The 23,576-nt window shown below is 37.9% G+C and carries 15 protein-coding genes, 7 tRNA genes and 2 pseudogenes; 11 read left to right on the forward strand and 13 right to left on the reverse strand.

What is annotated here, in order from left to right:
• From F3G66_RS08920 to F3G66_RS08935, 4 genes are all read right to left on the reverse strand, one after another.
• Positions 1–904: TniQ family protein (locus F3G66_RS08920; RefSeq protein ID WP_188115855.1), on the reverse strand; the 904-nt coding region annotated here is incomplete at its 3' end.
• 44 nt (positions 905–948) lie between these two features.
• Entirely contained in the window at positions 949–1,842 is an 894-nt protein-coding gene (locus F3G66_RS08925; protein WP_103559943.1) for a TniB family NTP-binding protein, read from the reverse strand.
• Between the two features lie 12 nt (positions 1,843–1,854).
• Positions 1,855–3,753 carry a Mu transposase C-terminal domain-containing protein gene (locus F3G66_RS08930; RefSeq protein WP_149703828.1) on the reverse strand — a complete coding sequence of 633 codons (1,899 nt, stop codon included), beginning with the start codon at positions 3,751–3,753 and terminating at the stop codon, positions 1,855–1,857.
• On the reverse strand, positions 3,746–4,390 hold the full coding sequence (locus F3G66_RS08935) for a TnsA endonuclease N-terminal domain-containing protein (RefSeq protein ID WP_107691781.1): 645 nt from the start codon (positions 4,388–4,390) through the stop codon (positions 3,746–3,748). Before F3G66_RS08935 ends, F3G66_RS08930 begins: the two co-directional genes overlap by 8 nt.
• A gap of 312 nt (positions 4,391–4,702) precedes the next feature.
• Here F3G66_RS08935 and F3G66_RS08940 point away from each other — a divergent pair.
• The 9 genes and pseudogenes from F3G66_RS08940 to F3G66_RS08980 all read left to right on the forward strand — a co-directional run.
• Positions 4,703–5,338, forward strand: a pseudogene (locus F3G66_RS08940) (ATP-binding protein); the annotation flags it as partial.
• 2 nt (positions 5,339–5,340) lie between these two features.
• Entirely contained in the window at positions 5,341–6,744 is a 1,404-nt protein-coding gene (locus tag F3G66_RS08945) for an NAD(P)H-hydrate dehydratase (protein WP_149707845.1), read from the forward strand.
• Positions 6,726–7,313 carry a phosphoribosylglycinamide formyltransferase gene (purN, locus tag F3G66_RS08950; RefSeq protein ID WP_149707846.1) on the forward strand — a complete coding sequence of 196 codons (588 nt, stop codon included), beginning with the start codon at positions 6,726–6,728 and terminating at the stop codon, positions 7,311–7,313. Before F3G66_RS08945 ends, purN begins: the two co-directional genes overlap by 19 nt.
• Positions 7,306–8,028 (forward strand): TerC family protein, encoded by a 723-nt coding sequence (locus tag F3G66_RS08955; RefSeq protein ID WP_149707847.1) that lies wholly within the window; start codon positions 7,306–7,308, stop codon positions 8,026–8,028. Before purN ends, F3G66_RS08955 begins: the two co-directional genes overlap by 8 nt.
• Before the next feature lie 430 nt (positions 8,029–8,458).
• Positions 8,459–8,536: transfer RNA gene (locus F3G66_RS08960), tRNA-Pro, on the forward strand.
• A gap of 9 nt (positions 8,537–8,545) precedes the next feature.
• A tRNA-His gene (locus tag F3G66_RS08965) sits at positions 8,546–8,622 on the forward strand.
• A gap of 6 nt (positions 8,623–8,628) precedes the next feature.
• Positions 8,629–8,705, forward strand: a tRNA-Arg gene (locus tag F3G66_RS08970).
• Between the two features lie 15 nt (positions 8,706–8,720).
• Positions 8,721–8,797, forward strand: a tRNA-Arg gene (locus F3G66_RS08975).
• 15 nt (positions 8,798–8,812) lie between these two features.
• Positions 8,813–8,897, forward strand: a tRNA-Leu gene (locus tag F3G66_RS08980).
• A gap of 712 nt (positions 8,898–9,609) precedes the next feature.
• On the opposite strand, the gene F3G66_RS08990 is transcribed toward F3G66_RS08980, so the two are convergent.
• From F3G66_RS08990 to F3G66_RS09845, 9 genes and pseudogenes are all read right to left on the reverse strand, one after another.
• On the reverse strand, positions 9,610–11,301 hold the full coding sequence (locus F3G66_RS08990; RefSeq protein ID WP_262483393.1) for an ABC transporter ATP-binding protein/permease: 1,692 nt from the start codon (positions 11,299–11,301) through the stop codon (positions 9,610–9,612).
• A 261-nt stretch (positions 11,302–11,562) separates the two neighbouring features.
• A complete protein-coding gene (locus tag F3G66_RS09680) occupies positions 11,563–12,429 on the reverse strand; it encodes a TonB-dependent siderophore receptor (protein ID WP_223154263.1) in 867 nt (288 codons plus the stop codon).
• Positions 12,390–13,697, reverse strand: coding sequence for a TonB-dependent siderophore receptor (locus F3G66_RS09685; RefSeq protein WP_223154264.1), 1,308 nt, complete (start codon positions 13,695–13,697; stop codon positions 12,390–12,392). Before F3G66_RS09685 ends, F3G66_RS09680 begins: the two co-directional genes overlap by 40 nt.
• A 345-nt stretch (positions 13,698–14,042) precedes the next feature.
• A complete protein-coding gene (locus F3G66_RS09000) occupies positions 14,043–15,662 on the reverse strand; it encodes a coiled-coil domain-containing protein (protein ID WP_149707848.1) in 1,620 nt (539 codons plus the stop codon).
• A 15-nt stretch (positions 15,663–15,677) separates the two neighbouring features.
• A complete protein-coding gene (locus F3G66_RS09005) occupies positions 15,678–15,908 on the reverse strand; it encodes a helix-turn-helix transcriptional regulator (RefSeq protein WP_149707849.1) in 231 nt (76 codons plus the stop codon).
• Positions 15,909–16,513: 605 nt separating this feature from the next.
• Positions 16,514–19,057 carry a BpuSI family type II restriction endonuclease gene (locus F3G66_RS09010; RefSeq protein WP_149707850.1) on the reverse strand — a complete coding sequence of 848 codons (2,544 nt, stop codon included), beginning with the start codon at positions 19,055–19,057 and terminating at the stop codon, positions 16,514–16,516.
• Positions 19,058–19,066: 9 nt separating this feature from the next.
• On the reverse strand, positions 19,067–20,146 hold the full coding sequence (locus tag F3G66_RS09015; protein WP_149707851.1) for a DNA cytosine methyltransferase: 1,080 nt from the start codon (positions 20,144–20,146) through the stop codon (positions 19,067–19,069).
• Positions 20,147–21,595, reverse strand: coding sequence for an HsdM family class I SAM-dependent methyltransferase (locus tag F3G66_RS09020; protein ID WP_149707852.1), 1,449 nt, complete (start codon positions 21,593–21,595; stop codon positions 20,147–20,149).
• Between the two features lie 328 nt (positions 21,596–21,923).
• Positions 21,924–23,228: pseudogene (locus F3G66_RS09845) on the reverse strand (tyrosine-type recombinase/integrase).
• Positions 23,229–23,353: 125 nt separating this feature from the next.
• Between F3G66_RS09845 and F3G66_RS09035 the strand changes: the two are divergent.
• Both F3G66_RS09035 and F3G66_RS09040 read left to right on the forward strand, forming a co-directional pair.
• Positions 23,354–23,429 (forward strand) — tRNA-Lys (locus F3G66_RS09035).
• A gap of 13 nt (positions 23,430–23,442) precedes the next feature.
• Positions 23,443–23,518, forward strand: a tRNA-Glu gene (locus tag F3G66_RS09040).
• Positions 23,519–23,576: the final 58 nt, after the last annotated feature.

The following is a 23,576-nucleotide window of genomic DNA, read 5'->3' on the forward strand; positions in this document are numbered from 1 at the left end:
TATATATATGACACTGCAATATGTGATTATTTTGAATAAAATCTTTAAAATTTGAATCTGATTGAATCAAAAAACAAGAGCCGGAATACAGTAGATACTGTTCTTCTATGGTTATAAAGTCCTCATAGCATTTATTTTTAGTTGTAGTATTAAATTTTATGACATCTCCTAATATTTCGTGCTCAAATACGCCATCTGTTTTTCTCCATAAATAAATCATTTTATTAATCTGTTTTAAAAAATGAAAAAAATCGATTGACGCTACTTTTTTTCCGAATTTTATACCGTAGCCCTCACTTAGTATTTGTAGCAAACATTCTACTGCTTTAAGCCCGTAAGAAAGTTTATTTATAGTATGAGCAGGTGCCGTTTTAAGATCGGTGCCACATTTATAGCAAAAAGTAAAGTCTCTTTCGTTGTAATGCTTATAAATTACTAGTGGAGAGCCACATGTAGGACATCTGCTGTGCAGAAAACAGTCGTGCTTGATACATGCTGTATAAAAAGAAAGTCTCCATGTCTTTCTAAAGTAGGGTACTATATCCTCCTTTAGGCATTTGGGACAAAATCTTAATCCGCCATTTCTTTTTATATGGCAATAGTTCCCAAGGGGCTGTACAAAGCGAGTTCTGGTTCTACCATTAATATGTTCTTGTAGTTTTCCTTCATAGCTTTTTAATGTCATATCTAGAATTTGCTCCTTTGATAAATGACTTTTTTCCGAGAGTCGCTTCATAAGATCTTGAGGACACCATATATCCAAATCCCTTTGCCAGATAATATTTCTTGCATATTCTCTAAAATGCATGTTAGTAAAAGATGTAGCTGCTGCATCGTTTGCTAGAGCTACTCTTACTAGCCATGACGATAGTAATTCGTCGTCTTGAGGCTTTGGATGAATCACAAAGTCCCTATCGTTTAAATTTATAAATCTAGTAACATGGCTTATCATATTTCTATAAAATCAGTAATATTTTTTCTCATAGAAGGGCGCACAAAATTAGATTTTTTAAGTGTTTCCATGGTAATGCTTTCAATTTTTTGTTCTATGGCATATTGAGCAGCTAAGTTTATTAAATCTATAATTTCTCCTATATACCCTTCAGAGTAGTCTAAAATATAATTTGATATCTCTTTTGAGGTGGCCATATTTGATTGTTTTCTTAGAGGGAGAGTTTTTTCTATGCTTGCCAGTAAGGATAAAAAAGATCTATCGTATTTCCATTTTGGTACAACCAGTGGCGGAAATCGATTACTTATTTGCGAATCTGTATTTATAGCATGTAGTGCATCGGCAGTGCCTACCAATATGATGGGTATCATTAACTCGTTGCTAAGATTTTTTAATGCCACCATAAAGGCTTTTTGTTTTTGTACGGGTGCCACTATAATATTGTGTATTTCATCGATTATAAGCATATTAGTGCGACATAGTAAAAATATTCCCTCAACCTTTTCTTTCTTTTTTGTAGCTCTGTCTGTGTTTTTATATGGTACCCCTAGCTTGTGTAAAATACTTCCATATAGGTCTGATGGATTGGAACTTTCGGGCGCACTCACCGCTACTACTGGCGTTATTTTGACATTTTCATCATCATATGGCATATGGCTTCTAATAAATTTATTTACGATAGACGTTTTTCCGTTGTTGGTTCCGCCAACAATAAGCCTGCCTTTCATTCTATTTTTTTTAGGATGCTTAAGATGAAATTCTAATTCTTTTAGAATTTCTTTGGCAATTGGGTATAAAAACCACTTCTCGTTTAACATAAAAGCAATTCTTTCTTCATCTGTAAGCAATAATGCATCTTGTGCTTGTTGAATTAAATGTTGGTTTTCCATAGGTTGTTGCCTTTATAAAATCTCTATATCATCGAAAGGCTCAACATCTTTATATAAATCAGATAAAGATATGTCATTTTCAGCATCAGATGAGGCATTTGACTTAGATTTAGTCTTTGGTATATTATCAAATTTCCTTTTCGTATCTCTATGTTTTTGTGCGGAGTGCTTCCTTCTTATACTTTTTACTTTTTGCGCAGAATCTTTTTCGATTTGTTTCATTTTTTCATATGCCGAAAAGATAGTCACTTCATCGTATCCAGTTACATTGTTGTCGTCAAGATATTTTTTGATAGCCCTTAAATCCCAGACTGATATTGGAGGATAGGATATATTCCTAAAAGGAATTGGATAATACTCCTTTATTTCAGGATCATAAAACCAAATTGTACTTATATCTCTTAGGTCTCTTTTGAAAATAAATTTTCTAGCTTTCTTGTCTTTATCTTTGGCTCTAATCCATCTTCTTAAGGCATCTGCATAGTATTGAATGCTATCTATTTTAATTCCAGATTGCTGGATTGTGCGTTCAATAGTAGGTAGTAGCGAAATTTTAAATTTATCTTCATCAGCAATTCTTTCAGGCAGGCCTCTACCCAAGGATGTTTTGCCATCGCCGAATATTCCTATCTCGTATTTATGCTCTGGAGTACAATTTATGCCGCTATGTATCTGTTTGTGGTAAACATTTATGATGTATTCGGTAAGCCATTTTTCAAGAGACTTGAGCGTCATAGTGGCATATTTTTCGGATTTATATTCTCCTCTTTGCTGAATATTTGAAAAAGTGGTGCCAGGCAGAGTGTGTACTTCTCTCATAGCGGTACCTATAATCCTTTCTATGTGACCACCAAACTGCGGTCTTGCAACAGGTCTCCAATTTAACTCTATGCCGTAGTGCTCACAAACCCTTTGCAAATCCTTTCCTCTAAATTCTGCCGCATTATCGAGTCCTATTGTTTTAGGAATCCCCCAAATATTCCATTCGCCATCGACTTCTAGGCTTCTTAAATATTTCTCTTTTGATAGCATTGCTTGTGTAAGGCATTGTGAGACTGAAAAATAACTAGGTTCATCTAGGCTTATAAAAAACCCCATGACCATTCTACTATAAATATCCATCGCTATGGTCAAATATGGTCTTCCTATAGGCTGTCCGTACACTTCATCTACAACAATAATATCCATTGGGGTATGGTCGATTTGTATAAAATCAAGCGGATATTTTCCTGCTGGAAACATACCATCTGTATTTCTATATTTTCTGTCGGCCATTCTAGCGCTTTCTCTTCGTTTAAGAACTTCCTTGTCCGACAGCAACTGGATTCTGGAGCGTACCGTGTTTTCGCTAGGCGGCTTAATTTTTGCATTTTTACATCTTTGGACTATCGCCATATATGTCTTTTTTGATGAATATTTCTGTTTCGAGAGATATAGCTCCTCAATTGTTTTTTTAATTATCAATTCCACCTCTTCAACTGTTCTAAGACGTCCTCTGCCTCCCTTGGCTTGATTTTTTGGGGCTATAGAAGCTAGAAGATTGCCTGAGTTTTTGTATGCTTCAAGCCACCTATAAATTGTACTTGGGTGCAAGTTATATTCAGCAGCCCTTTGCTTGATGGCCTTAATTCTATTGGTAACTACACCCAAGATAGGCTTTATAATTTCTAGTCTTTTGTTGGCTTCGTCCCAGTCATTTGAACTTAGTTCTAAGGGGTTGATGTCTTGTTGATTATCTTCTTGATTGGAAATTTGAGACTCTTTTGTCATTTCTTGAATAGGGAGAATAGCTTTTTCTCCAGTTGAAATATTCTGTGCCATGATTTCTTGAAAGTTAATTTGTCTAACAACTATATATTCTACATTGTTATAAAAAATATGCATGCCTATAGCATATTGCACCTTATTCATCGCAGATCCTTATTGGAGTATTAAAATTTATAGGCTTATACATATCTATTTTGAGCTTTGAAGAAAAAACTAAATACCAAATATAGGGAATAAATTCTGCTTGTCTTAGTCTATTGTCGCTAATTTGGTTTAAAATATATGCAAGTGTTTTTCCTGAATATTTTTTACACAAGTTAAATGTGTCTTTGACCGCATTGGTGCTCTGAAGATTAGCATATGTGTAGATTAGTTTTGCATTCTCAAGATATATTGGATCTATATCGAGTTCTGTAAATATTTTAAAATTCATATCATTTTCATACAGATATTGTTCAATTTGAAAGAATTTTGCATCTAGAAAAACTTTCTTTTCTTTAAGTTCTTCGCTAAATTTGATTTCAAATACGCATGGAAGCTTATTAAAATTTGGATAGTATTGTACTAGACAATCAGGGGTATATCTGTAAATTGAATTTCTATAGGCATATTGTGTTGTAAGCGGTTGTTCTTCATAGGATTGAACTTCATGATTAAATTCTAAAAGTAAGTAAAAGTCTCTTTCGAGCAAAGATTCATAGGAGATAGGCGACTTGTTTTTCAAACTCTGAAATATTCCGGTGGATGAGCGATAGTTTTTTGGAATTTTTCGTACTGACATAGCTACCTTTTTATTAATTTACTTTGGACCTAGTGAAATTAATTGTTTTCTATATCTCAATTATATTTTTTAAAATACTATACATGTATTATACCGCCTTTAAAACTTTTTAGCAACTTTTATTGAATTTTTATAATATTTTAGCAACTTTTATTGAACTATTCGCAACTTTTATTGAATTTCTAGTAGCTTGTTTTTAATTTTAAAAAATAGTAAAATAGTATTAATTTAACTGAAAATAGGGCAATGATTTTACATAATGCATTTCTCAATCGCTTTTATTCATTCGCAACTTTTATTGAATCTTACAGAGGCTCAAATGTCGCAAAGATCGGTGAAATCGCACTTGCAAATGGTGGAGTGCTATTTTTTGATGAATTTCCACACTTTTCTAAACAAGTGATCGAGAGCCTTAGAGAGCCACTAGAGGATAATCAAATCCACATCGCAAGAGTGAATTCAAAAGTGACTTACGAGACTAAATTTATCTTCGTAGCCGCTCAAAATCCATGTCCTTGTGGAAATTTATTCTCTCGCAATCTAAATTGCAAATGCAGTGAAAATGAGATAAAAAACTATAAATCAAGAATTTCAGCTCCAGTGCTCGACCGCATTGACTTAAAAGTTGCTATGGACGAGAGTTCGCCAGGTGACAAGGCGAGTTTGAGCTCACAGCAGATGAGCGATATGGTTTTAAAGGCGTTTATCTTTCAAAAAAAGCGCGATCAAGATGAGCTAAATGGCAAGCTAAATGACGCACAAGTAGAAAAATTTTGTCTACTGGATAATGAAGCAAGAGAAATTTTACAAAAGGCAGCCTCGAGGTACAATCTTTCTCAAAGAGGCATAAAAAGGACACTTAGAGTGGCTAGAAGTATCGCTGATCTTGATGAGAGCGAGCAAATTTTAAAGCCCCACATCTTAGAGGCGCTTAGTTTTAGGGCATAAAGATGAAAAATTTATATTTAGATACAAGAGTTTTAGACGAGAGAGCGAGCGAGAAATTTGACCTCAGTGAAGAAATTTTAATGGAAAACGCCGCCGCCGGCATAGCAAATTTCATCCGTAAAAAATTTAAAAAAGGCGAGAGGGTGCTTGGCGTTTGCGGTGGCGGGAATAACGGTGCTGACGTGCTTTGTGCTTTAAGGATGTTAGAGGGCGAGTTTGAATGCGAATTTATCTTAGCTAGTCAGAATTTAAAGCCACTAGCCATTAAGCAGCTTGAGCGAGCTAAATCTGCTGGCGTGTGTGAGAGTAAAGATGTAGAAAATAGCTTAAATGGTGCAAAATGCGTCATAGACGGGCTTTTTGGCTCAGGGCTAAATAGAAATTTAGACGAAAAGCAAATAGAGCTCATCTCAAAAATAAACGCCAGCACTGCCTATACCATCGCTTGCGATATGTCAAGTGGACTAAGTAGCGAGGGCAAGGTGCTTGGCGCTTGCGTAAAAGCAGATACTACGATCACGATGGGAGCTAGAAAGCTAGCTCTTTATAGCGACGCGGCAAAAGACTTTGTTGGCAAGATAAAGGTCGCTGATCTTGGCATAAGCGCGCAAAACTACGAATGCGAGAGTGACTATTACCTGCTTGAAAAATGCGACCTTATACTTCCAAATAGAAAAAATCAGTGTGTAAATAAGGGCGACTTTGGCCACGCATTTATTGTATCTGGCGAGCACATAGGAGCTAGCAAACTTTGCGCAAAGGCAGCATTTGCCTTTGGGACTGGGCTAGTTAGCGTGATAGGCGAGCAGGGCTTAAATTTACCAACGCAGATCATGCAAGCAAGTAAGATAAGCGATAAAATGAACGCTGGAGCCGTTGGCATGGGGCTTGGCAAAAAGGGCATAGAAGAGCTTGATACGCAAATTTTAAAGAGCAAAAAGCTAGTGCTTGACGCTGATATCTTTTACAGTGCAAAAGTGCTTGATCTGCTAAATGAAAACTGTGTTTTAACGCCCCATCCAAAGGAGTTTTGTTCACTTTTAAATCTTTGTAATATAGCAGATATCGATATAAAAACATTACAAGAAAATAGATTTGCTTATGCTAAGACTTGGAGCGAGAAATTTAAGGCTGTGCTAGTACTTAAAGGCACAAATACGATAATCGCTAAAGACGGACAAATTTATATCATGCCTTATGGTAAAAATATACTTGCAAAAGGTGGCAGTGGTGACGTGCTAAGCGGACTTGTGCTTGCTCTTTTAGCTCAAGGCTACGAGCCACTGGATGCTGCCATCTCGGCTACACTAGCTCATGCACTAAGCCTTAAAAATTTCAAAAAAAATAGCTACGCGCTCGAGCCAACAGACATTATAAAAGGAGTAAAATGCTTACGAAAAAGATAGCCGTGCTTTTTAGCGGTAGTGGCTCAAATTTAGAAGCGATACTTAAAAAAGTTCATAATCAAATTTTTAATGGCATAAAAATCGAAGTTTGCCTTTGTATTTGCAATAAACCTGGTGCATATGGCATCGAGCGAGCTAAGAAATTTGGGCTTGATACGACGATAATAGAGAGTGCCAAATTTGCAAATAGAGAAGAATTTGACGCTGCAGTTGTGGAGCAAATTTTAAAAAGCGGCGCTGAACTAACGGTGCTTGCTGGATTTATGAGGATATTAACTCCTGTTTTTACATCACAGATAAAAGCCATAAATTTACATCCTTCCATATTGCCACTTTTTAAGGGCGCTCATGCGATAAAAGATAGCTTTGAGAGTGACATGATGCTTGGCGGAGTTAGCGTGCACTACGTGAGCGAGGAGCTTGATGGAGGTAAACTCATCGCTCAAAGAGCGTTTGAAAGAGAAGATGGTATGAGCTTAGAGGATTGGGAGAGCAAAATCCATGCGATAGAGCATGAAATTTTGCCTGAGAGCATAATAAAAATTTTAACAAAGGAAGCAAATGTTTGAATGGTTTAGTTCGCCAGAAGCGTGGATATCACTACTTACGTTAACTGGCTTAGAGATAGTTTTAGGCATAGATAACATTATATTTATCGCTATTTTGGTAGGTAAACTACCTCCGCAGCAGCGCGGCAGTGGTAGGATTGTTGGCTTAGGGCTAGCTATGGTGACTAGAATTTTACTTTTACTTTCATTGTTTTGGATCATGAAGCTAACAAAGCCACTCTTTACTATCGCAGAATTTAGCATAAGTGGCCGAGATTTGGTGCTTATATTAGGCGGTCTATTTTTACTTGTAAAATCAACCCTTGAAATACATTCTAGTGTTTCTGGCGAAAGTGAAGAGCATAAAAATAGCAAAAAATCACATGCAAATTTCTTGATTATCGTAAGCGAGATAGCTGTTTTGGATATTGTTTTTTCACTTGATAGTGTTATCACAGCTGTCGGAATGGCTGAGCATATAGAGATAATGATCATAGCTGTTATTTTAGCGGTTGGTGTAATGATGGTAGCGTCGAAAGGTATTTCTAATTTTGTAGATAATAACCCGACTATAAAAATTTTAGCACTTGCATTTTTGGTGCTTGTGGGCATGACACTAGTTGCTGAAGGATTAGGATTTCATATTCCAAAGGGATATATCTATTTTGCGATGGCATTTTCATTGGCAGTGGAAAGTATAAATATCTATGCTAAAAAGAAAGTGTTAGCTAAATAATATTTTTTACGATGATGAAAAAGCTAATGATATGATGGATAAAATGTTAATCAAAAAATTCTAGCCCGAAAAGATAAATCTGTTGAAATTTGAAGGTAAAATTTTGATAAGCATAAAATGCATAATAGATAGTAGATCGATGTTTGTTTTGTTGTAATATCAGTGTAAAATATTCGTGTCAAGCTACTTAAAAATCCGTGAAATAAAGGACATACTTTATAGCTAGGTAGTAAAATAGAGAAGTATAAAAAGTTGGCTTGTATAAAAAATTATGTATTTTGTGAAGTATTACTTAATATTTTTGGTTGAATTATCTTTTATATATAATTTCTATTAATTTAAGTGTTTTTTAATTGACTTTATAAAAAAAACAAGTTAAAATACGACTTTTTAATGAGGTAGTGGCATAAACTTACAAACACGACTCAGGCGGGGTGTAGCGCAGTCTGGTTAGCGCATCTGGTTTGGGACCAGAGGGCCGAAGGTTCGAATCCTTTCACCCCGACCATGTTAAATGGTGAGTGTAGCTCAGTCGGTTAGAGCATCAGATTGTGGTCCTGAGGGTCGTGGGTTCGATTCCCATCACTCACCCCATTTTGGGCGCTCGTAGCTCAATTGGATAGAGCGACAGACTTCGGATCTGTAGGTTATGGGTTCGACTCCTATCGGGCGCGCCACTTAAAATACTTTATGCGCTCATAGCTCAGCTGGATAGAGCAACGGCCTTCTAAGCCGTAGGCCTCAGGTTCGAATCCTGATGGGCGTACCACTTTATTATTGTTGTGCGGATGTGGTGAAATTGGCAGACACGCCAGACTTAGGATCTGGTGCCCCACGGCGTGAAGGTTCAAGTCCTTTCATCCGCACCATCCAAAACTCCCTAAAATACGATATTTTAAGACTTAAGATTTCAAAAGGTAACCCAATAGGTAACCCAAAACAACCACTCTTTATTTTTAACTTCATTTTTAAAAACTGCTATATTATTTATTTCTTTAAAATATTTACTTTTTCGCAAAGACATAGAAAAATATAAAAGTATATGTTTCTAAAAATATGACATGTACTCTGTAAAATTCGCTCCGGATATAGAATCTTATTTTTATACAAATTGGCATTTAAAAACGAGTTTTAGCACTATAGTGCTAAAACTTACTTAGCACTATCCAAAAAGGATAGTGCAGTAAGGTCCTAGCTGGACGAGCAAATAGTCTAGCGGCTATTATAAAAATCAGCTTAATTTTGGATAAATCAAACGGCTGATTTTTATAGTAATCGGCATAATAATATTAAATCAAAAATGGTCTATTTGTTTTTAATTTAATATTATTGTTATATTTGACGCACGGATAATTGGTAGAGAATGCGAAATTTTATTGAGGGGTGAGCAACGAAAGCAAATAATTTTTTAAAAAACTTGGGTGGCGCGCTTGCTCGGTAGATAAAAAGCTCTTTGATGTCGCCTTGTATCTTGCCGTTTGCAATAAATTTAGCGTCCAAGTATTTGCAAATTTCATATATCCTGCTCATTGTGTCTCCTTGGTTTTGGAATTTTAGCAAAATTTATAAAAAGCTATATTTTCACTCGCCGTATCCGATATCGACAACCTTATCAAAAATAAATTTAAGCTCCTCTTGGTGCGTAATCATCAGCACGCCAAGACTCGGAAAGTCGTGCTTTAGATTAGCAAGGAGCTCGTTTGCTAGTGCGCTATCAAGCGCCGATGTCGCCTCGTCAAGCAGTAAAAACGCAGGCTGCGCGAAATAAACCCTCGCAAACGCAAGCCTTTGCGCCTCGCCTCCGCTTAAAATCTTGCCCCAGTCTTTGACTTCGTCTAGCTCGGGGATAAATTTCTCTAGCCGTACGCGCCGTAAAATCCCTTCAAAATCGGCCTCTGCGCCTTGCAAATCACTAGGATACGCGATAAGCCGCCTTAGGCTCATACGCGCTAAAAACGGCTTTTGTGGCACGCTCATCGTCCCACGCGGTACGCAAACCTCGCCCGAGCCGTGATCCCAGATGCCGGCGATATACCTAAACACGCTGCTTTTGCCGGTTCCGCTAGCTCCGCGTAGTAGCGTCCATTCGCCGCTTTTTACGCTTAAATTTAGCCTGCAAACCAGCTTCTCGCCGTTTGGAGTAAAAATTTGCAAATTTGAGCATTTTAGCTCGTTTTGTTCGCAGTTCTCGTCAAATTTAACGCTCTTAAATTTATCCTGCGTCAAATTTTCCGCCGTTACTTGGGCGGATTCGTTCGCTCTGTCAAGGCTACTGTTTTGACCGCTAAATTTAGCGCCAAATTTGGCCTTAGAGTCCGCTGCCTGCGCGATCTCGACAAATTTATACACGCGCTCCACGCTCGCGGCCCACTCCATGATCTGTTTATAATAGTCCATAAACCACGCAAAGCCGTCCTGCACGCTATAAAACGCCGAGCGCGCCCGCATCATGTTGCCAAACGTCATCACCCGCGCGAAATAAAGCGGCAAACAGGCGAAAATGGGGATTAGATTCGTGATTTTTAAGTAGCTAACCGAAAAGCACTCTAGGCGAAACTCGGTATTCATGATGACGCGCCAGTTGCGCACTACCTCGCCAAAACTTGCTCGAAAGCGCGATTTTTCAGCGCCGGCACTATTCATCAGCGCGACTGCTTCGGCATTTTCGCGTGTGATGAGCAGATTTGCGCGGTAGTCGGCCTCGACCTGCTGTTTTTCGTAGTTTAGGCACTTTAGACTGCGGCCTATGAGGTGCGTGATTAGCGAGCTAATGATCGTATAAACGAGCGCGACGTAGACCAAAAAGCCCTCTAGCGCGAACTCGCAGCCAAACGCGTTAAAATGCAAGACCTTTGACGCCTCCCAGAGGATAAACGTGAAAGCAAAAAGCTTAGAGAGGTTGTAGACTAGGGATTTTACGAGATTTACGCTTTTATCGGCGAGCAGGAGGCTGTCCTCTGCGATACGTTGGTCCGGGTTATCAAAGCCCGCGGCCGCGGATAAGCGGTAGAAATTTGCGTTTTTTAGCCATATATTTTCCATCTCTTCGCTTAGGCTCTCGCGCCACGAGATCACGAGTAGCTTTTTAAACCAGTTTCCGATCACGATAAAAAGCATGATAATGGCGGTATAAACGAGAAATTCGCCCACAAGCGGGAGCATGAGATCTTTTTCAAATTTTTCGATCGCGTCATAAAATTTTTTATCCCAAGCATTCATTAGCGTCGCTACCTTGACGATGGCTAGGCTAGCTCCCAGCGTCACAGCCAGCATCACCCACGCCGTTAGCGAGCGCTTGCCCGTCCAAAACTAGCCCGCGATGATGAAAAATTTCTTTAAAATCTGCAAATTTAGCCTTTTTGTTTGGTTTTATGCTCTGCTACGAGCGATAAATTTACGTCCAGGGATTTTTATGCGGCGCAAATTTTAGCCTAAATTTAGCCTGCTTTGTTCAAATTTAAAGCGCGAAGCGGTATGTTTATTTACCGCTTCGAAAAAGCTGAAATTTACGCAAATTTAATCTCGCAAAGCTCTTTAATACGTATAGTTAAACGTCAGCGTGAAATTTCGCGGATCGCCGTAGAAGTTGTTCATGCCGGCAGTTCTGTTTTGGGTGTGCATAAAATATTTTTTGTCGGTTATGTTTTTGACCGCGAGTCCGAGGCTGAAATTTTTATTAAAAAAGTAGTTTACGTTAGCGTCCCAAAGCGCATAGGCTTTTTGCACCGGCACCACGTAGGCTACGTTTTGATAAAAGCCCGAAGTCGCGCTCTGCCATCTCGCTCCGGTACCGAAGCTCAGCTTTTGGCTGCTTGAAAAAGGAATCTCGTAGCTGGTGTAAATTTTAAACAAATGCTTAGGTATGTAAGATTTTGCGTTTGTACCCTTGTCGTAGTTTACGTTCGTAGATATCTTTTTCTCGCTTTTCATATAGATGCTTTTGTTAAACGTATAGCCGGCAAATAGGTTCCATCTATCCGTTAGCGCGCCCGAGATCTCGAGGTCTAGGCCGCGGCTTCGCACCTTGCCTTCGGCGATATTATATCTCATGTCGGTCGGGTCTTGGATGGATCTGTTTTCTTGTACGACTTGAAACAGCGCGATCGCCGTATTTAGTGCGCCGTCAAAGTACTCTGATTTTACGCCGGTTTCGACGTTATATCCTACGACGGGATCGAGGACGTTTTTGTTTCTATCGGTCGCGCTTTGAGGCTTAAATATCTCCGCGTAGCTCACGTACCAGCTGTGATTTTTAGCAAAATCCCACGTTAGCCCCGCATAAGGCGCGAAGTGGTCTTTCGTGAGGTCTAGAGTCTGGCGGCTCGTGCCGTTTTTAAGATCGGCGTAGTGTCTGTCGTATTTTACGCCGGTAAATCTACCCCCCCTACTAGCAAGTGCCAATCATCGGTAAAATTATATCTCGTACCGATACCAAAGGCGCGCTGGTAAATTTTAGTCGTGTATAGATCATCGTCGGTGATGCTACTACCGCCCCAGTTTGGCTCGGCTATGGCGCTACCGTTCCAGTTATATAGCCCTATGCCCAGTGAGCTTAGGCTGGCGTTTGGCGCCCATTTGTCGTGGCGGGTAAATTTCTCGCGAGAGAGCGATCCGTTTACGAAAAACTCGTGCTTGCGTCCAAAAAGCTCATATTTGCCGTCTGCACCGATTTGCAAATTTACCTCGTCCGATTCGTTATCATATTTTCTAAATCTCACGTTATGCGTCGGTCTTGGAATCGCGACGTTGTAAGGGTTTGTGCCGCCCATCGCGCCGAATTTAAACATTCCTTCGCTCTTGGTGTAGTTTAGTTTAGCGTAGATTTTCGTATCGTCGCTAAGCTGGTGCGAAAGCTCGGTAAAGGCGTTAAATTTCTCGTATTCGCTTTTGTCCCAGCTCGAGCCGAAGTAGCTTTTGCGGCTCAAATTTAAAAGATTGCCGCCGGCATCGCTAGCCGGCACGCCGTAGATATCGTAGACGCCGATCGTTCTTTGCCAGATGAGGCCCGTAGTTAGCATCGTTTTATCGGTTAGATCAAACTCAAACATACTGCCCAGTGCCTCTCGGTGACCGTTTTTGTGATTTTTAAACGAGCCTGTTTTGTTTAGGATGCCAATTAGCCTGCCACGAATCGTGCCGTCTGTGTTTAGCGCGTCGGTTACGTCAAACGAGCCTCTATAATTATTCCAGCTGCCCATACTTAGGCCCAAATTTATACCAAGCTCGTCGCCTGGGCGTTTGCGGACTAGATTTACTGTGCCGCCGGGCTCGCCGTTGCTCTGCGTAAGCCCCGCTACGCCGCGTAGCACCTCGACGCGGTCGTAAAACTCAAGATCGGTAAATTCTTTTGAAAATCCGAGCGTGCCTTGAGCCGTGATCGAGACCGAGGATGCGACGCCGTCTTCTTGGATATTGTCGATGTTAAATCCCCTGGAGACGATACGGTCGCGCCCGCTATCGCGGTAGAGCGTGATGCCGTTAGCGTAGTTCATCGCAGTGTCTACGTCTTTTAGGTTTAGATCTTTTATGAGCTGATTTGAGACGACGGATACCGACTGGGGCGTCTCGCGTATGCTTAGATTTAGTCCGGTTGCGGTACTCATATTTCCCGTCGTATACGATCCCGTTCCCTCGGTCGTGGATAGGTCTGCCTTGCCGTAGGCGGTCACCTAGCCGAGGTTCGCATCGACTGCGTAGAGCGAGCAAGCAAGGCAGATAGATAAGCCTATAAATTTGCACTGTGCGTTCAAAATTTTCTCCTTAATATTGATAATGATTAGGTGAATTATATATCAAAATATTTAAGAAAAAATAAAGAGCAAACAAGCGCTAAACCGGACAAAACAGGGATCAAATTTGAGCGGTTAAATTTGGTATTTTAGATTAATTTTTTATGAATTATAGTTAAATTTTGAGGAAAAGCGAAAGCAGATTCATACTAAATTCTAATCAAGTTTTTTATCTATCATTTTTTAAATTAGTTTTGGATGCTAAACCTTTTTAGGTATATCGCCTCAGCTCATCCCCATCACGACATCATGTCTTCTAAATACATCCTCTTTGATCTCAGGAGCTTTATCTTCAATAAACTCCTTTATGATCGGAATTTTGTTTGCTATGCTCTTAAAGAAATTTACGATTTTATCTTTAAAGGCTTTAAGTAAAGCATTTTCCTCTTTTAGTCTTTTGTTTTCTTCTTCCAGCTCCTGTTTGTCTTTTTGCATCGCTCTGTTGACTTTTGTGGCATTCTTTAGTTTGTAAAGCGTTTTTTCTCGTTTTTTATTTAGGACTTCTACTTTATCGGCTTGCTCCTTATGTATTTTAATTTGTGTTTCTAGTTCGGCTTTTTCTTTTTCAATGCGTTCTTTTTGTGTCATAATATTTGTCTTTTGGGTTTCTATGTTCTTTAGTCTTACAAGTTCATCTTTGCTTGCTTTTGCTTGATTTACTACTTCTTCACTGACCAATGCCTGATTTTCAAGCTTTGTTATCATGGCATCTTTTTGTTCTAGTGATTGTTTTAGTTTATCTATTTCGGTTTGTTGCGAGATGACGATATCTTTATCTTTAAGAGCTTCGCTTAACTCCTCTAGGTCCGATTTTTCTTTTAGTAAGGCTTTATTTTTTGATTCTAGATCTCTTACCTGTTCGAGTGCTTTGCCCTTGTCAACCAGTTGTTTTTCTAGCTCGTCTATCTGCTCTTTTAATTCAGAGGCTTGAAGTATCGTAATATTTTCTTCGGCAGCATCATAGATCACTTCGCTAATGGTTTTTGTGAACTCGCTCATGCCGTCCTTGGATATTTTATAGTACGACTCGCCTATTAGTGGGTTTACCTTCTCAAAATTTTCATTGACGTACTCTTGAACGCTGGAATCTATTTCATTTTTTAACGCTTTTTCGTTTTCATAAAAGATCTCTGTTTTATGTATTTGTTTTAGATTCTTGTGAGTAGCCTCGCTACCTCTTACGCCTCTTACAGCGATATTCCTAAACGCATCTGCGCCCATATCTTGCAGTTCCTTGCCGTATTTGGACATCTGCGTTTTATTTCTCCTAATGCAAGTGTGATTGGCATAATCGTAGTTTTCAAAAATTATCTGCCAATGTTTGGTCTTTTCGTCGTTATGCTCGCAGGCAGAGATGCACTCTACGCCGTATTTATTACAATAACCGTTAATGAAGCCCATAACCCTAGGAAGCATATCTAAACCATTGATAAAAGCGGATTCATCTTTGTTTAGCCCCTCTTTGGCTTCTTTGGGTCTTTGCGTACCGAAAGTAAGTAAAATTTCGGTAAAAGGCGTCATCTTCTTTTGCCAAGCTCGCTTTTTTGCTTTTCCATTTTTATCGGTTATCTTTTGCTTTTCATAATCGGCCTTAAATTTAGACAGTTTCTCTTGTATTATTTTGTCGATATCCTCATGCGTCGTTTGCGTTTGAGATACGTCTACTAGGGCACCGTACTGGTTTTGTATATAGTACTTGTTGTTTTTTGAGCTTCTTTTTAGATACTGAATTTTCTTGGCTTGCTTGGGTTCTCTTAAGTTGTGAGCCATCCTACCGATGGCCTCTTGCGGAGTTAAATTATCGGATAAAACGTTAATTACGATCTCGTAGCCGTTTATTTTCATATTTTACAGATCGGACTATACAAGCTCGGCGTCTAAAACGCATAGATTTTGATCTCCAGTCACTTCGTGTTTGGCTATCCATTTTTCTATCTTTTCTCTATCGTATAGAACTTTTCTACCACCCAGCTTTATATAAGGCAAGATGCCTTTTGATCTCCAAATAGATTGGGCATCCGTACCGATACTAAAGAGAGCTTCAAATTCCACAGGGGTTATAAACTTTTTTTGACAAGGATTTATTTGCATTTTTTCCCTTTTTACAAAATTTTGCATCCATCCTACTATGTAACAAGCCTTAAGTCCAGCAAAAAGCCGGTTCGCCAAAAGATAATTTACTGTTTTTTGTTTTGTGGTGCCAGAGGAGCGGTCGGATGCTTAGGCAAATTTACAAAAAAGCTTAATATCTTTTATGATATAATCAGTCCAAAGGATAAAGTTTATGGGAAATTACATTTTTGGACGGTCGAGTAGCTGAAGATTTTAAAGCCCTGCCTCCTAAAATTTCCGCTAACATGACTCATATATTTAAGCTCTTGCGTCTTTACGGCAACCAAGGGGGCTAGCCTCAAACCAAAAACCTAGACGATATAAGGGTTAAGTTTGGAAGGTATGCAATTAATGGTATCATGCAACCACTATAGCTAAATTTTATACAAAGATTTATTATCTTAAAAGCTATAACAACGGTTTATTGCGTTTCAATAATAACCCGCAAGAATTTATATTGAAGTCGGATACAAATTTTGGGCTCAATGGAACTTAAGTGAATTTTTGGTTGCGACTAAGTTTTGCTACGCATGAGACCTCTTGTTAATTTTAGTAGAATATGATGGGACTCTTATTTAGAATAGTTATATATCACGTCTATTTGCTAAAAATGCAAGAAGCCTTGATGCTTCATTCAACTTATCATCAGCATCTTCCCCAAATAACTCTGTAGCCCAAATGTGATCTATGCCTCTTATAATAGGATTTTTAAGTTCTAAAAATGAAATGTTTGGCAACTCAGCTTGAATCTTTGTATACAACGTGTCAGAGAGAGTATCGAAGTTTGGAACTAATGTGGTGAGAATATCTTTCACCTCCATCTTTCTCATTCCCACCTCATCCTTCGAAGAAACTTCACATATTAGTTGATAGAATATAGTAGTCATCCATGTTGATAGTAGAATTGCCTGTTCAATATTAGCCATACTGCATACAACAAAATTAGTGGAAACAAACACACGGTTTTTAGAATAATATGCTCTTCCTTTGGTTCTTATAGCACGAGGAATTAATACCGTGTTTCCTGGAAAAGCCCCCCTGCTTTCGCGGTCTAGAATGCGTTTCCACTCTATAATATTTTTTGAATTTCTCGTCTGCCTACCTATATTAATTGGTAAAGATACATAGTCTCTTAAAATTGAATCAATAATCGCCGAAGAATTTATCGAAGAATCTAAAATTTTACTATCTCCCTCTTGTATATCCACAGTATCAATGCGTGCATTACGCAACCCCAATCCTAACTTCACACGCTTTCGGTAACTATTAAAAAGTGAAGGATTAGAGTCTAAGAAAAGCAAATCACTTCCTCCATTATTTCCTGCTCCCCCTCTTTTCACTGGGAAATTATAGGTATCCATTTGAATCAATTTGGGAGATGATGCCAATTCTGCTTGAACAAAGGATATTGAATCTATCATATCTATATTAAATTCTCGCCAGCCATCTTCTATGCTATTAATGAGAGTTGTTCTGTTAACTGTCTTTCCCTCTATTCCAGGAATAATTGTTGTAAAATAATTAGCAAGATTTCTACTCAACGCAACCTTAAAAGTATCCGCATCAATATCGGGAATATTATCCATGCTTGTTATTATATCAATATTTTCATTCAATCTTTTTATAGAGCCGACAAGCACACAAGTATCTTTTGTAACATCCTCAAAAATTCCTACACCTGGATAGATAAAAATCTTTTTTAATCCGAATTTGAACATAAGCAATCTGCGAATTATAACTGCTTCATTTCCGCGAGCAATCAAATGCGTCTTCGGGAAAACACAAGCGATAGTAGTCTCTTTAGGTAATAATTCGGTCAGCAGCTCCAGAAACACCGCTTCTAATGGCATCTGTCCAACATTAGTTATTGCTTCCTCTCCTGTAATTCTTCTTATTGCTTGATAAAGAGATTGCTTACGGGGGATACAATATACCCCTGCAACAAATGGGGGATTTACTAATAAAACTTTAGTATTTAAAAAATATGTGGAATCCAAATTCGAAATATTATGACATGTAATATTAGGTGCAACATTAACATTTATACTACTGGCAAAATTCAATCCAAGTCTTAAAGAGAGGAGTTCTAAAAGCTGTTTATTAGCATCATTAGCAATTATCTGATTTGACCTGAGATTATATACTGAAATTGCCGAACTAATCAGATTTCCACTTCCTGCGGCGGGATCGCATATACAATCACTTATGTCCAAATCTCCGCTAACACTATGTGCAAGGATTGCAACAATCTTAGCCAACTCTAAATCGGTAGGAACCTCTCCCTCATGCTCATGACCTGCTGATACTATCTGGTGCAAAGTGTCGGCTATTGAGTCTCCCGTTACATTTTGATTGCCATAATTAAAAAGTTCAGTAAGCAGAGTATTTTCGACAGTAACCGTAGGGTCAAATAATGTAGTGCAATAATTAAAAATCCCAGCGAAATCAACACGACTACCCTCATTGCATATTTGCTGAATATTTCCACGAAAAACGCGAATGTCATGAAGATCGTTCCTTCCAACATATTGGAACGACCCTCGAATATATTCGTACAGCATTAAAGCAAGATTACTTTTCCATTTTGAATAATCGCATCTGATTGGTTCAATTTCAGCAACAAAATCATCTAAAGTCAAAAAATAGCTATAATTATCCGCTAATATAGCGTCAATCGTATCTTTAAAATAGATTGAAAGGGCATCACAAAGAGCATTTTCGTTATTAAAAGATTGAAAATCACCTATAATCGAAAGTCCTGGCTGAAGCATCTGTTGATAAGTGCGTTGTCTCGCACTATCATATCTAAACAAAATAGCTCTTTCGAGATTAGTTAGAATATAATACGGTTTCTCCGTTATACCTACATTACTCTGAACATATGACATTGCCTGAAATTGATGCCTAGTGCTGTTAACCGCTGCAGGTGTTCTTTTAACCTCAATGACACAAAGATATTTGTGAGTTGTGATATTTTCAATAACAAAATCCATCTCTAAAGAGCCAGTATATCGATGGTGCACAACTCTATAATTTCTCTCCTGTCCAAGAAGTCTAAGCGCATTATTAAGGGCGTTTTCACATATAGGATGATATACACCCACTTCTGAATCGTTGTAATTAATCATAAACTTTCCTCACAAATATTTTTTTAATTCTCTTGCAATCACCTCAGCGAGTAACGGTGGAACGGCATTTCCAACAATCAAATTTCTTCCTTGTTTGCTACTAGAAATAATCTGATATGAATCCGGGAAAGATTGTAACCGTAACGCTTCTCTCACTGTTATCAATCTATCCTGACTATAGTGGATATTACATCCAACATTCGGTCGATTGAAATATGTGTTAATAGTATATGATGGTTCATCAGGTAACATGCGACCATAACAAGTAGTATGTCCTCCTTCTCGCTGTAATCTTTTGATCCTTTTAGATGGAACATCCTTTGGAATATCATTATAATTTCCGCCAGGTTTGACATGTGAGCATATATATTTGTCTAATTCGCTCATTCTTGGCATGAAATGTTCCGTTACTAAATCTTTTGAACGCATTACTTTCTGATATTCATTTTGTGGTGGATATTTATATTCTGCAACCCCATTTTCATCATATACAGGTACTCCTAAATCATCTAAAGCCTGTCTAACACTTATATAGGGAATCAAGCCCTCACTGAGATCTCCGTGAGTCGGTGCAGGGAAAATAAAATTTCCTTTTTTAAGTCCAACAATGATAACCCTCCGTCTTTTTTGAGGCACGCCATAATCTGCTGCGTTCATAACCTGCATTTCCACATTATATCCAATTTCCCTAAATGCCGTCCTAAGCTGATCTACAATTTTTTCTCCACTTTTATTTTTTGCAGATAAAAGTCCAGTTACATTTTCAAAAACGAAGGCTTTAGGCTGAACTTTTTTTAGAATTTTCATATATTGCCAAATAAGTTGCCCTCTGACATCTTCTATATTTCTCATTCCTGCAAGAGAAAATGATTGACATGGCGGTCCACCAATAATAACGTCTGCACGAGGAATATCATTTAATTCTTCTTTAATTATATCAGCACATTTGATGTGAGTACCGATATTTTTTTTATATGTTTTTACTGCATTTTCGTTATTATCAATAGCCCATAAGATTTTATAGCCTGCATTAATAAAGCCTAAATCCAATCCACCCCCTCCAGAAAATAAACTAACAATATTTGTCATTTATACATTCTCTAATCTATTGGTAACTAGTTTCTCGTATTCGTTTGAAATTTCTTCAAAACCTATATCTGAATATTGAGAAAGTACCTTTGTTATTCCCGATATGATTTTTTTCGTACCATTATTAATAAGTTTCTTTGACAAATCCCTTAGAATGTAGGCATCCTCTTCTGAAAAGTCACAAAAATTGGGAATCTGTAAGTTTTCTAAGTCATATCGTTGCAATTTTAGTAATCCAGCACCATATTTTTTCCCATAGCATTCCAGTTGATAAAATGTATAGTAGTTATTTAGTAGTGCGAAACATATAAATTCATCTATTATCGGATAGATAATATAAAAATTGTCGCGAACAATGTTGCCAGATCTGTTAAATACAAACTTCATATCATTTCTTACAAAATAACTAAAAATGATTCCATCGCATTCAAAAAGATTGAGCTTATACCATTCATCACCTTTAATAATTTTATTAACCAGAGTTTTTGGTTTTTTATCTTTAAGAATCTTATCCTGCCAAGAGCCAAAGTAATTATCTATACTTGGTTCATTAAAATCATCATGGCTAACAACGAGCAATTTATCATATTTCGAACCTGCTGTCGTATATCCATTCACTTGCTTTGGTGATGATATAATGTTTTTAGTATACTTCTCATCACAATTAATAACTGGATTAATAAACATGGAATTGCATCCGGTTGTCAAGCCCCTACGAATGTTGCCAATATCCTTAAGCTTTTTAGCAAAGCTAATATGAAGACTATTGGCTTCTCTAATAATGGGTACAAAAGTATCATTTATTAATTTTAGATACTCTGGAATAATCGACTTCTGTTCTCTTTGTGTTTTCCTTAATTTAAGGATAATAACATCGACAAGGGCAGTCTTTTCAAAGACATCACCAGAGATGTTTATTTGACGATCAACAACACAGCTTTTATACAAAGTTTCTCTAAAACGATCACCATTTTTTGCGAGTAGCCAGCTTCCAGGAAATATTACTATCAATTCACCATTTTCTTTCAAAACAGAAATTGCTTTTATGATGAAATACATGTATAGGTTTGCGGTTGTTGGCAAACATGAGAAAATGGAATTTGCTAACAAGATATCTTTGCTGACACCAAGCTGTGACAATTCGTTTATTTTTTCTTGTCTAACATATGGAGGGTTAATAATAACTCCGTCATATTGGCTGCATTGCTTAGATGACAGAAAATCTTCATTTTTTAATTTATGTTTCTGATATTTATTTTTGCATTTTTCATACAGGGCTGGGTCTATTTCATATCCATAAATATGATTCCATCCATCATTTGCCAAAGCAGAGAGAAAAGCTCCTTCGCCAAAACAAGGATCAAGGATTTTAGACTCTTTATTTATAGAGAAGAGTGATGTCATGTATCTTGCAACTGGAAGTCTTGTAAATACTTGTCCTAAATCCATCTCATTTATCTTTCTTCTGTTTACTATTATCAATGACTTTTGTTGTTTCCATAAGTGCAGTTTGCCTTATAAATTAGCTATATGGAGTATATATCACAAACCGTGCAATCTGTTTGAATTTCACAAAATTTCTTTTCTGAAATTAGGGAATGGGCTATTTATATACTTATTTTTTAACTTCGCTACGCTCGTTACTTTTCAAGAGCGCCAGCAAGATCATGGTTAAAAACTCCTTTGAAGGTTTTTAACTTACCTTGAGCTTATTTTATTATATCATATTTTATATATTTAACTTCTCGTATATCTTGCCGGTATTTTGCTGCAGGCGTCATTTCCGTCCCAATCTTTTAGGAGCTACTAAATTTTCTATTACTTGCGAGCTTTTCTGGGTCGCTTTGTAAGTATCGACGCCTAGATAGTGTTGTAGGGTCGCTAGTTCTTCGTGTAGTAAAGTGCCCGACATCGTATGGATATCCGCGCTAGCTTCCGCAAGAGCGCCGACTACTATATCTCTCGCCATATGCAGGTGAAAATTTTCAACACCCGAAAGTTCTCTGATTTTTTTAACTTGTCTGTCGAGATTAACTATCGTCTCGCCGCTTACGGGACTGGCAAACACTAGCTCGGCCATCCTCGGTATCTCTTATAGTTTGGATGCTATAAAATTTGGGATAGCCACGATATAGTCGTTGGAGTTTTTCGTTCTCTCTAAAAGCATCGTGTTGTTACCGAAATTTATGTTTTTCCATTTTAAGTTTAAAATTTCGGACTTTCGCCTGCCCGTAAAAATCAGGGCAAAAAGCGTCCAGTAAAAAACGTCGTCGGCGTAAAGTTCGTTAATAGCGAAAAATAAATTTCTAAGCTTATTAGAGCAATTGATGACTTTTGATTTTTTCTCGATCTTGTCCAATTTTAAACCAAACGTCGGCTCGAAAGCTAGAGCCCTATGAATAAGCGCGTACTTAAACATAGGGCGTAAAATTTCTTTTATCGTTTTATTGTATGTTTTTGGTGATAGCCCTTTGCTTCGCATAGAGCTATAAAAAATTTGAATATGATCAAGCGTTACCTTTTCTATAGCCAGCGAGCCTAGCGAGCTGTTTTTGATATGATTGTTAAACATCGCCGCTAGTCCGGTCGTAGCTTTGGTTTTGGCTCTAGTTTCCATATATAAATCCCAAAGCTGCTTAACTTTGATGTTTGGCTGGATTCTGGAGACGTTAGACGCCGCCATATCCTTGCCTTTTGTCCACTTTGCAAAAACCGCCATAGCTTCTTGTAAATATTCCCGCCCGGTCCATTTTTCTCTTACGGCTATTTCGACTACTTTGGTAGCTCGCCTTCCGTCGCTACTTCTTTTTCTGAATAAAAACTTATTCGTATGATTTTTACTCACGTATATATTTGGAATTTTCGTCTTTTTGTATTCGCTTAGACTGATTGACATTTGAGTCCTTTTTAAAATCCTTTGCGCCGCTTTGGGTAACCCACTGGGTAACCCATTTGGCGATAGGATTATAATTCTAAAAAAAGTTATAATCAGCTTAAAATATCGTATTCTAGGGATATATAAACTTATATAATTCTTAATAAGTCTGCGGCGTATTTTTTCAAGTCCTTTCATCCGCACCATTCTTTTTTATAATTTGAAATAGTCTTATATAATCAGCATTTATTGTAGAAGATATTAGATATTTTTCTTGTTTCTTGACATGTAATAATGTTTTTTGTATAATCTCAATTCTTTTTTAAGCAAATGTCTTGCTAGCTCAGTCGGTAGAGCATCTCACTTTTAATGAGGGGGCCGTTGGTTCGAATCCAACGCAGGACACCATTTTTGGGTTTATGACCCTTTCGTCTAGTGGCTCAGGACTCTACTTTCTCTGTGTAGAAACAGAGGTTCAAATCCTCTAAGGGTCGCCAGATATTTTTAAATTTTTAGGTCGCTTAGCTCAGTTGGTAGAGCGCCACCCTTACAAGG

The organism is Campylobacter concisus (genome assembly GCF_902460665.1).
GTDB classification, from domain to species: Bacteria; Campylobacterota; Campylobacteria; order Campylobacterales; family Campylobacteraceae; genus Campylobacter_A; species Campylobacter_A concisus_AL.

Bases quoted from the DNA above. Each gene is read 5' to 3' on its own strand.
- F3G66_RS09020 (WP_149707852.1), bottom strand. From the start codon at position 21,595: ATGGATTTAGGACAAGTATTTACAAGACTTCCAGTTGCAAGATACATG.
- F3G66_RS09000 (WP_149707848.1), bottom strand. From the start codon at position 15,662: ATGAAAATAAACGGCTACGAGATCGTAATTAACGTTTTATCCGATAAT.
- F3G66_RS08935 (WP_107691781.1), bottom strand. From the start codon at position 4,390: ATGTCAGTACGAAAAATTCCAAAAAACTATCGCTCATCCACCGGAATA.
- F3G66_RS09015 (WP_149707851.1), bottom strand. From the start codon at position 20,146: ATGACAAATATTGTTAGTTTATTTTCTGGAGGGGGTGGATTGGATTTA.
- F3G66_RS08955 (WP_149707847.1), top strand. From the start codon at position 7,306: ATGTTTGAATGGTTTAGTTCGCCAGAAGCGTGGATATCACTACTTACG.
- F3G66_RS09010 (WP_149707850.1), bottom strand. From the start codon at position 19,057: ATGATTAATTACAACGATTCAGAAGTGGGTGTATATCATCCTATATGT.
- F3G66_RS09005 (WP_149707849.1), bottom strand. From the start codon at position 15,908: ATGCAAATAAATCCTTGTCAAAAAAAGTTTATAACCCCTGTGGAATTT.
- F3G66_RS08925 (WP_103559943.1), bottom strand. From the start codon at position 1,842: ATGGAAAACCAACATTTAATTCAACAAGCACAAGATGCATTATTGCTT.
- F3G66_RS08990 (WP_262483393.1), bottom strand. From the start codon at position 11,301: ATGCTGGCTGTGACGCTGGGAGCTAGCCTAGCCATCGTCAAGGTAGCG.
- purN (WP_149707846.1), top strand. From the start codon at position 6,726: ATGCTTACGAAAAAGATAGCCGTGCTTTTTAGCGGTAGTGGCTCAAAT.
- F3G66_RS08930 (WP_149703828.1), bottom strand. From the start codon at position 3,753: ATGAATAAGGTGCAATATGCTATAGGCATGCATATTTTTTATAACAAT.
- F3G66_RS08945 (WP_149707845.1), top strand. From the start codon at position 5,341: ATGAAAAATTTATATTTAGATACAAGAGTTTTAGACGAGAGAGCGAGC.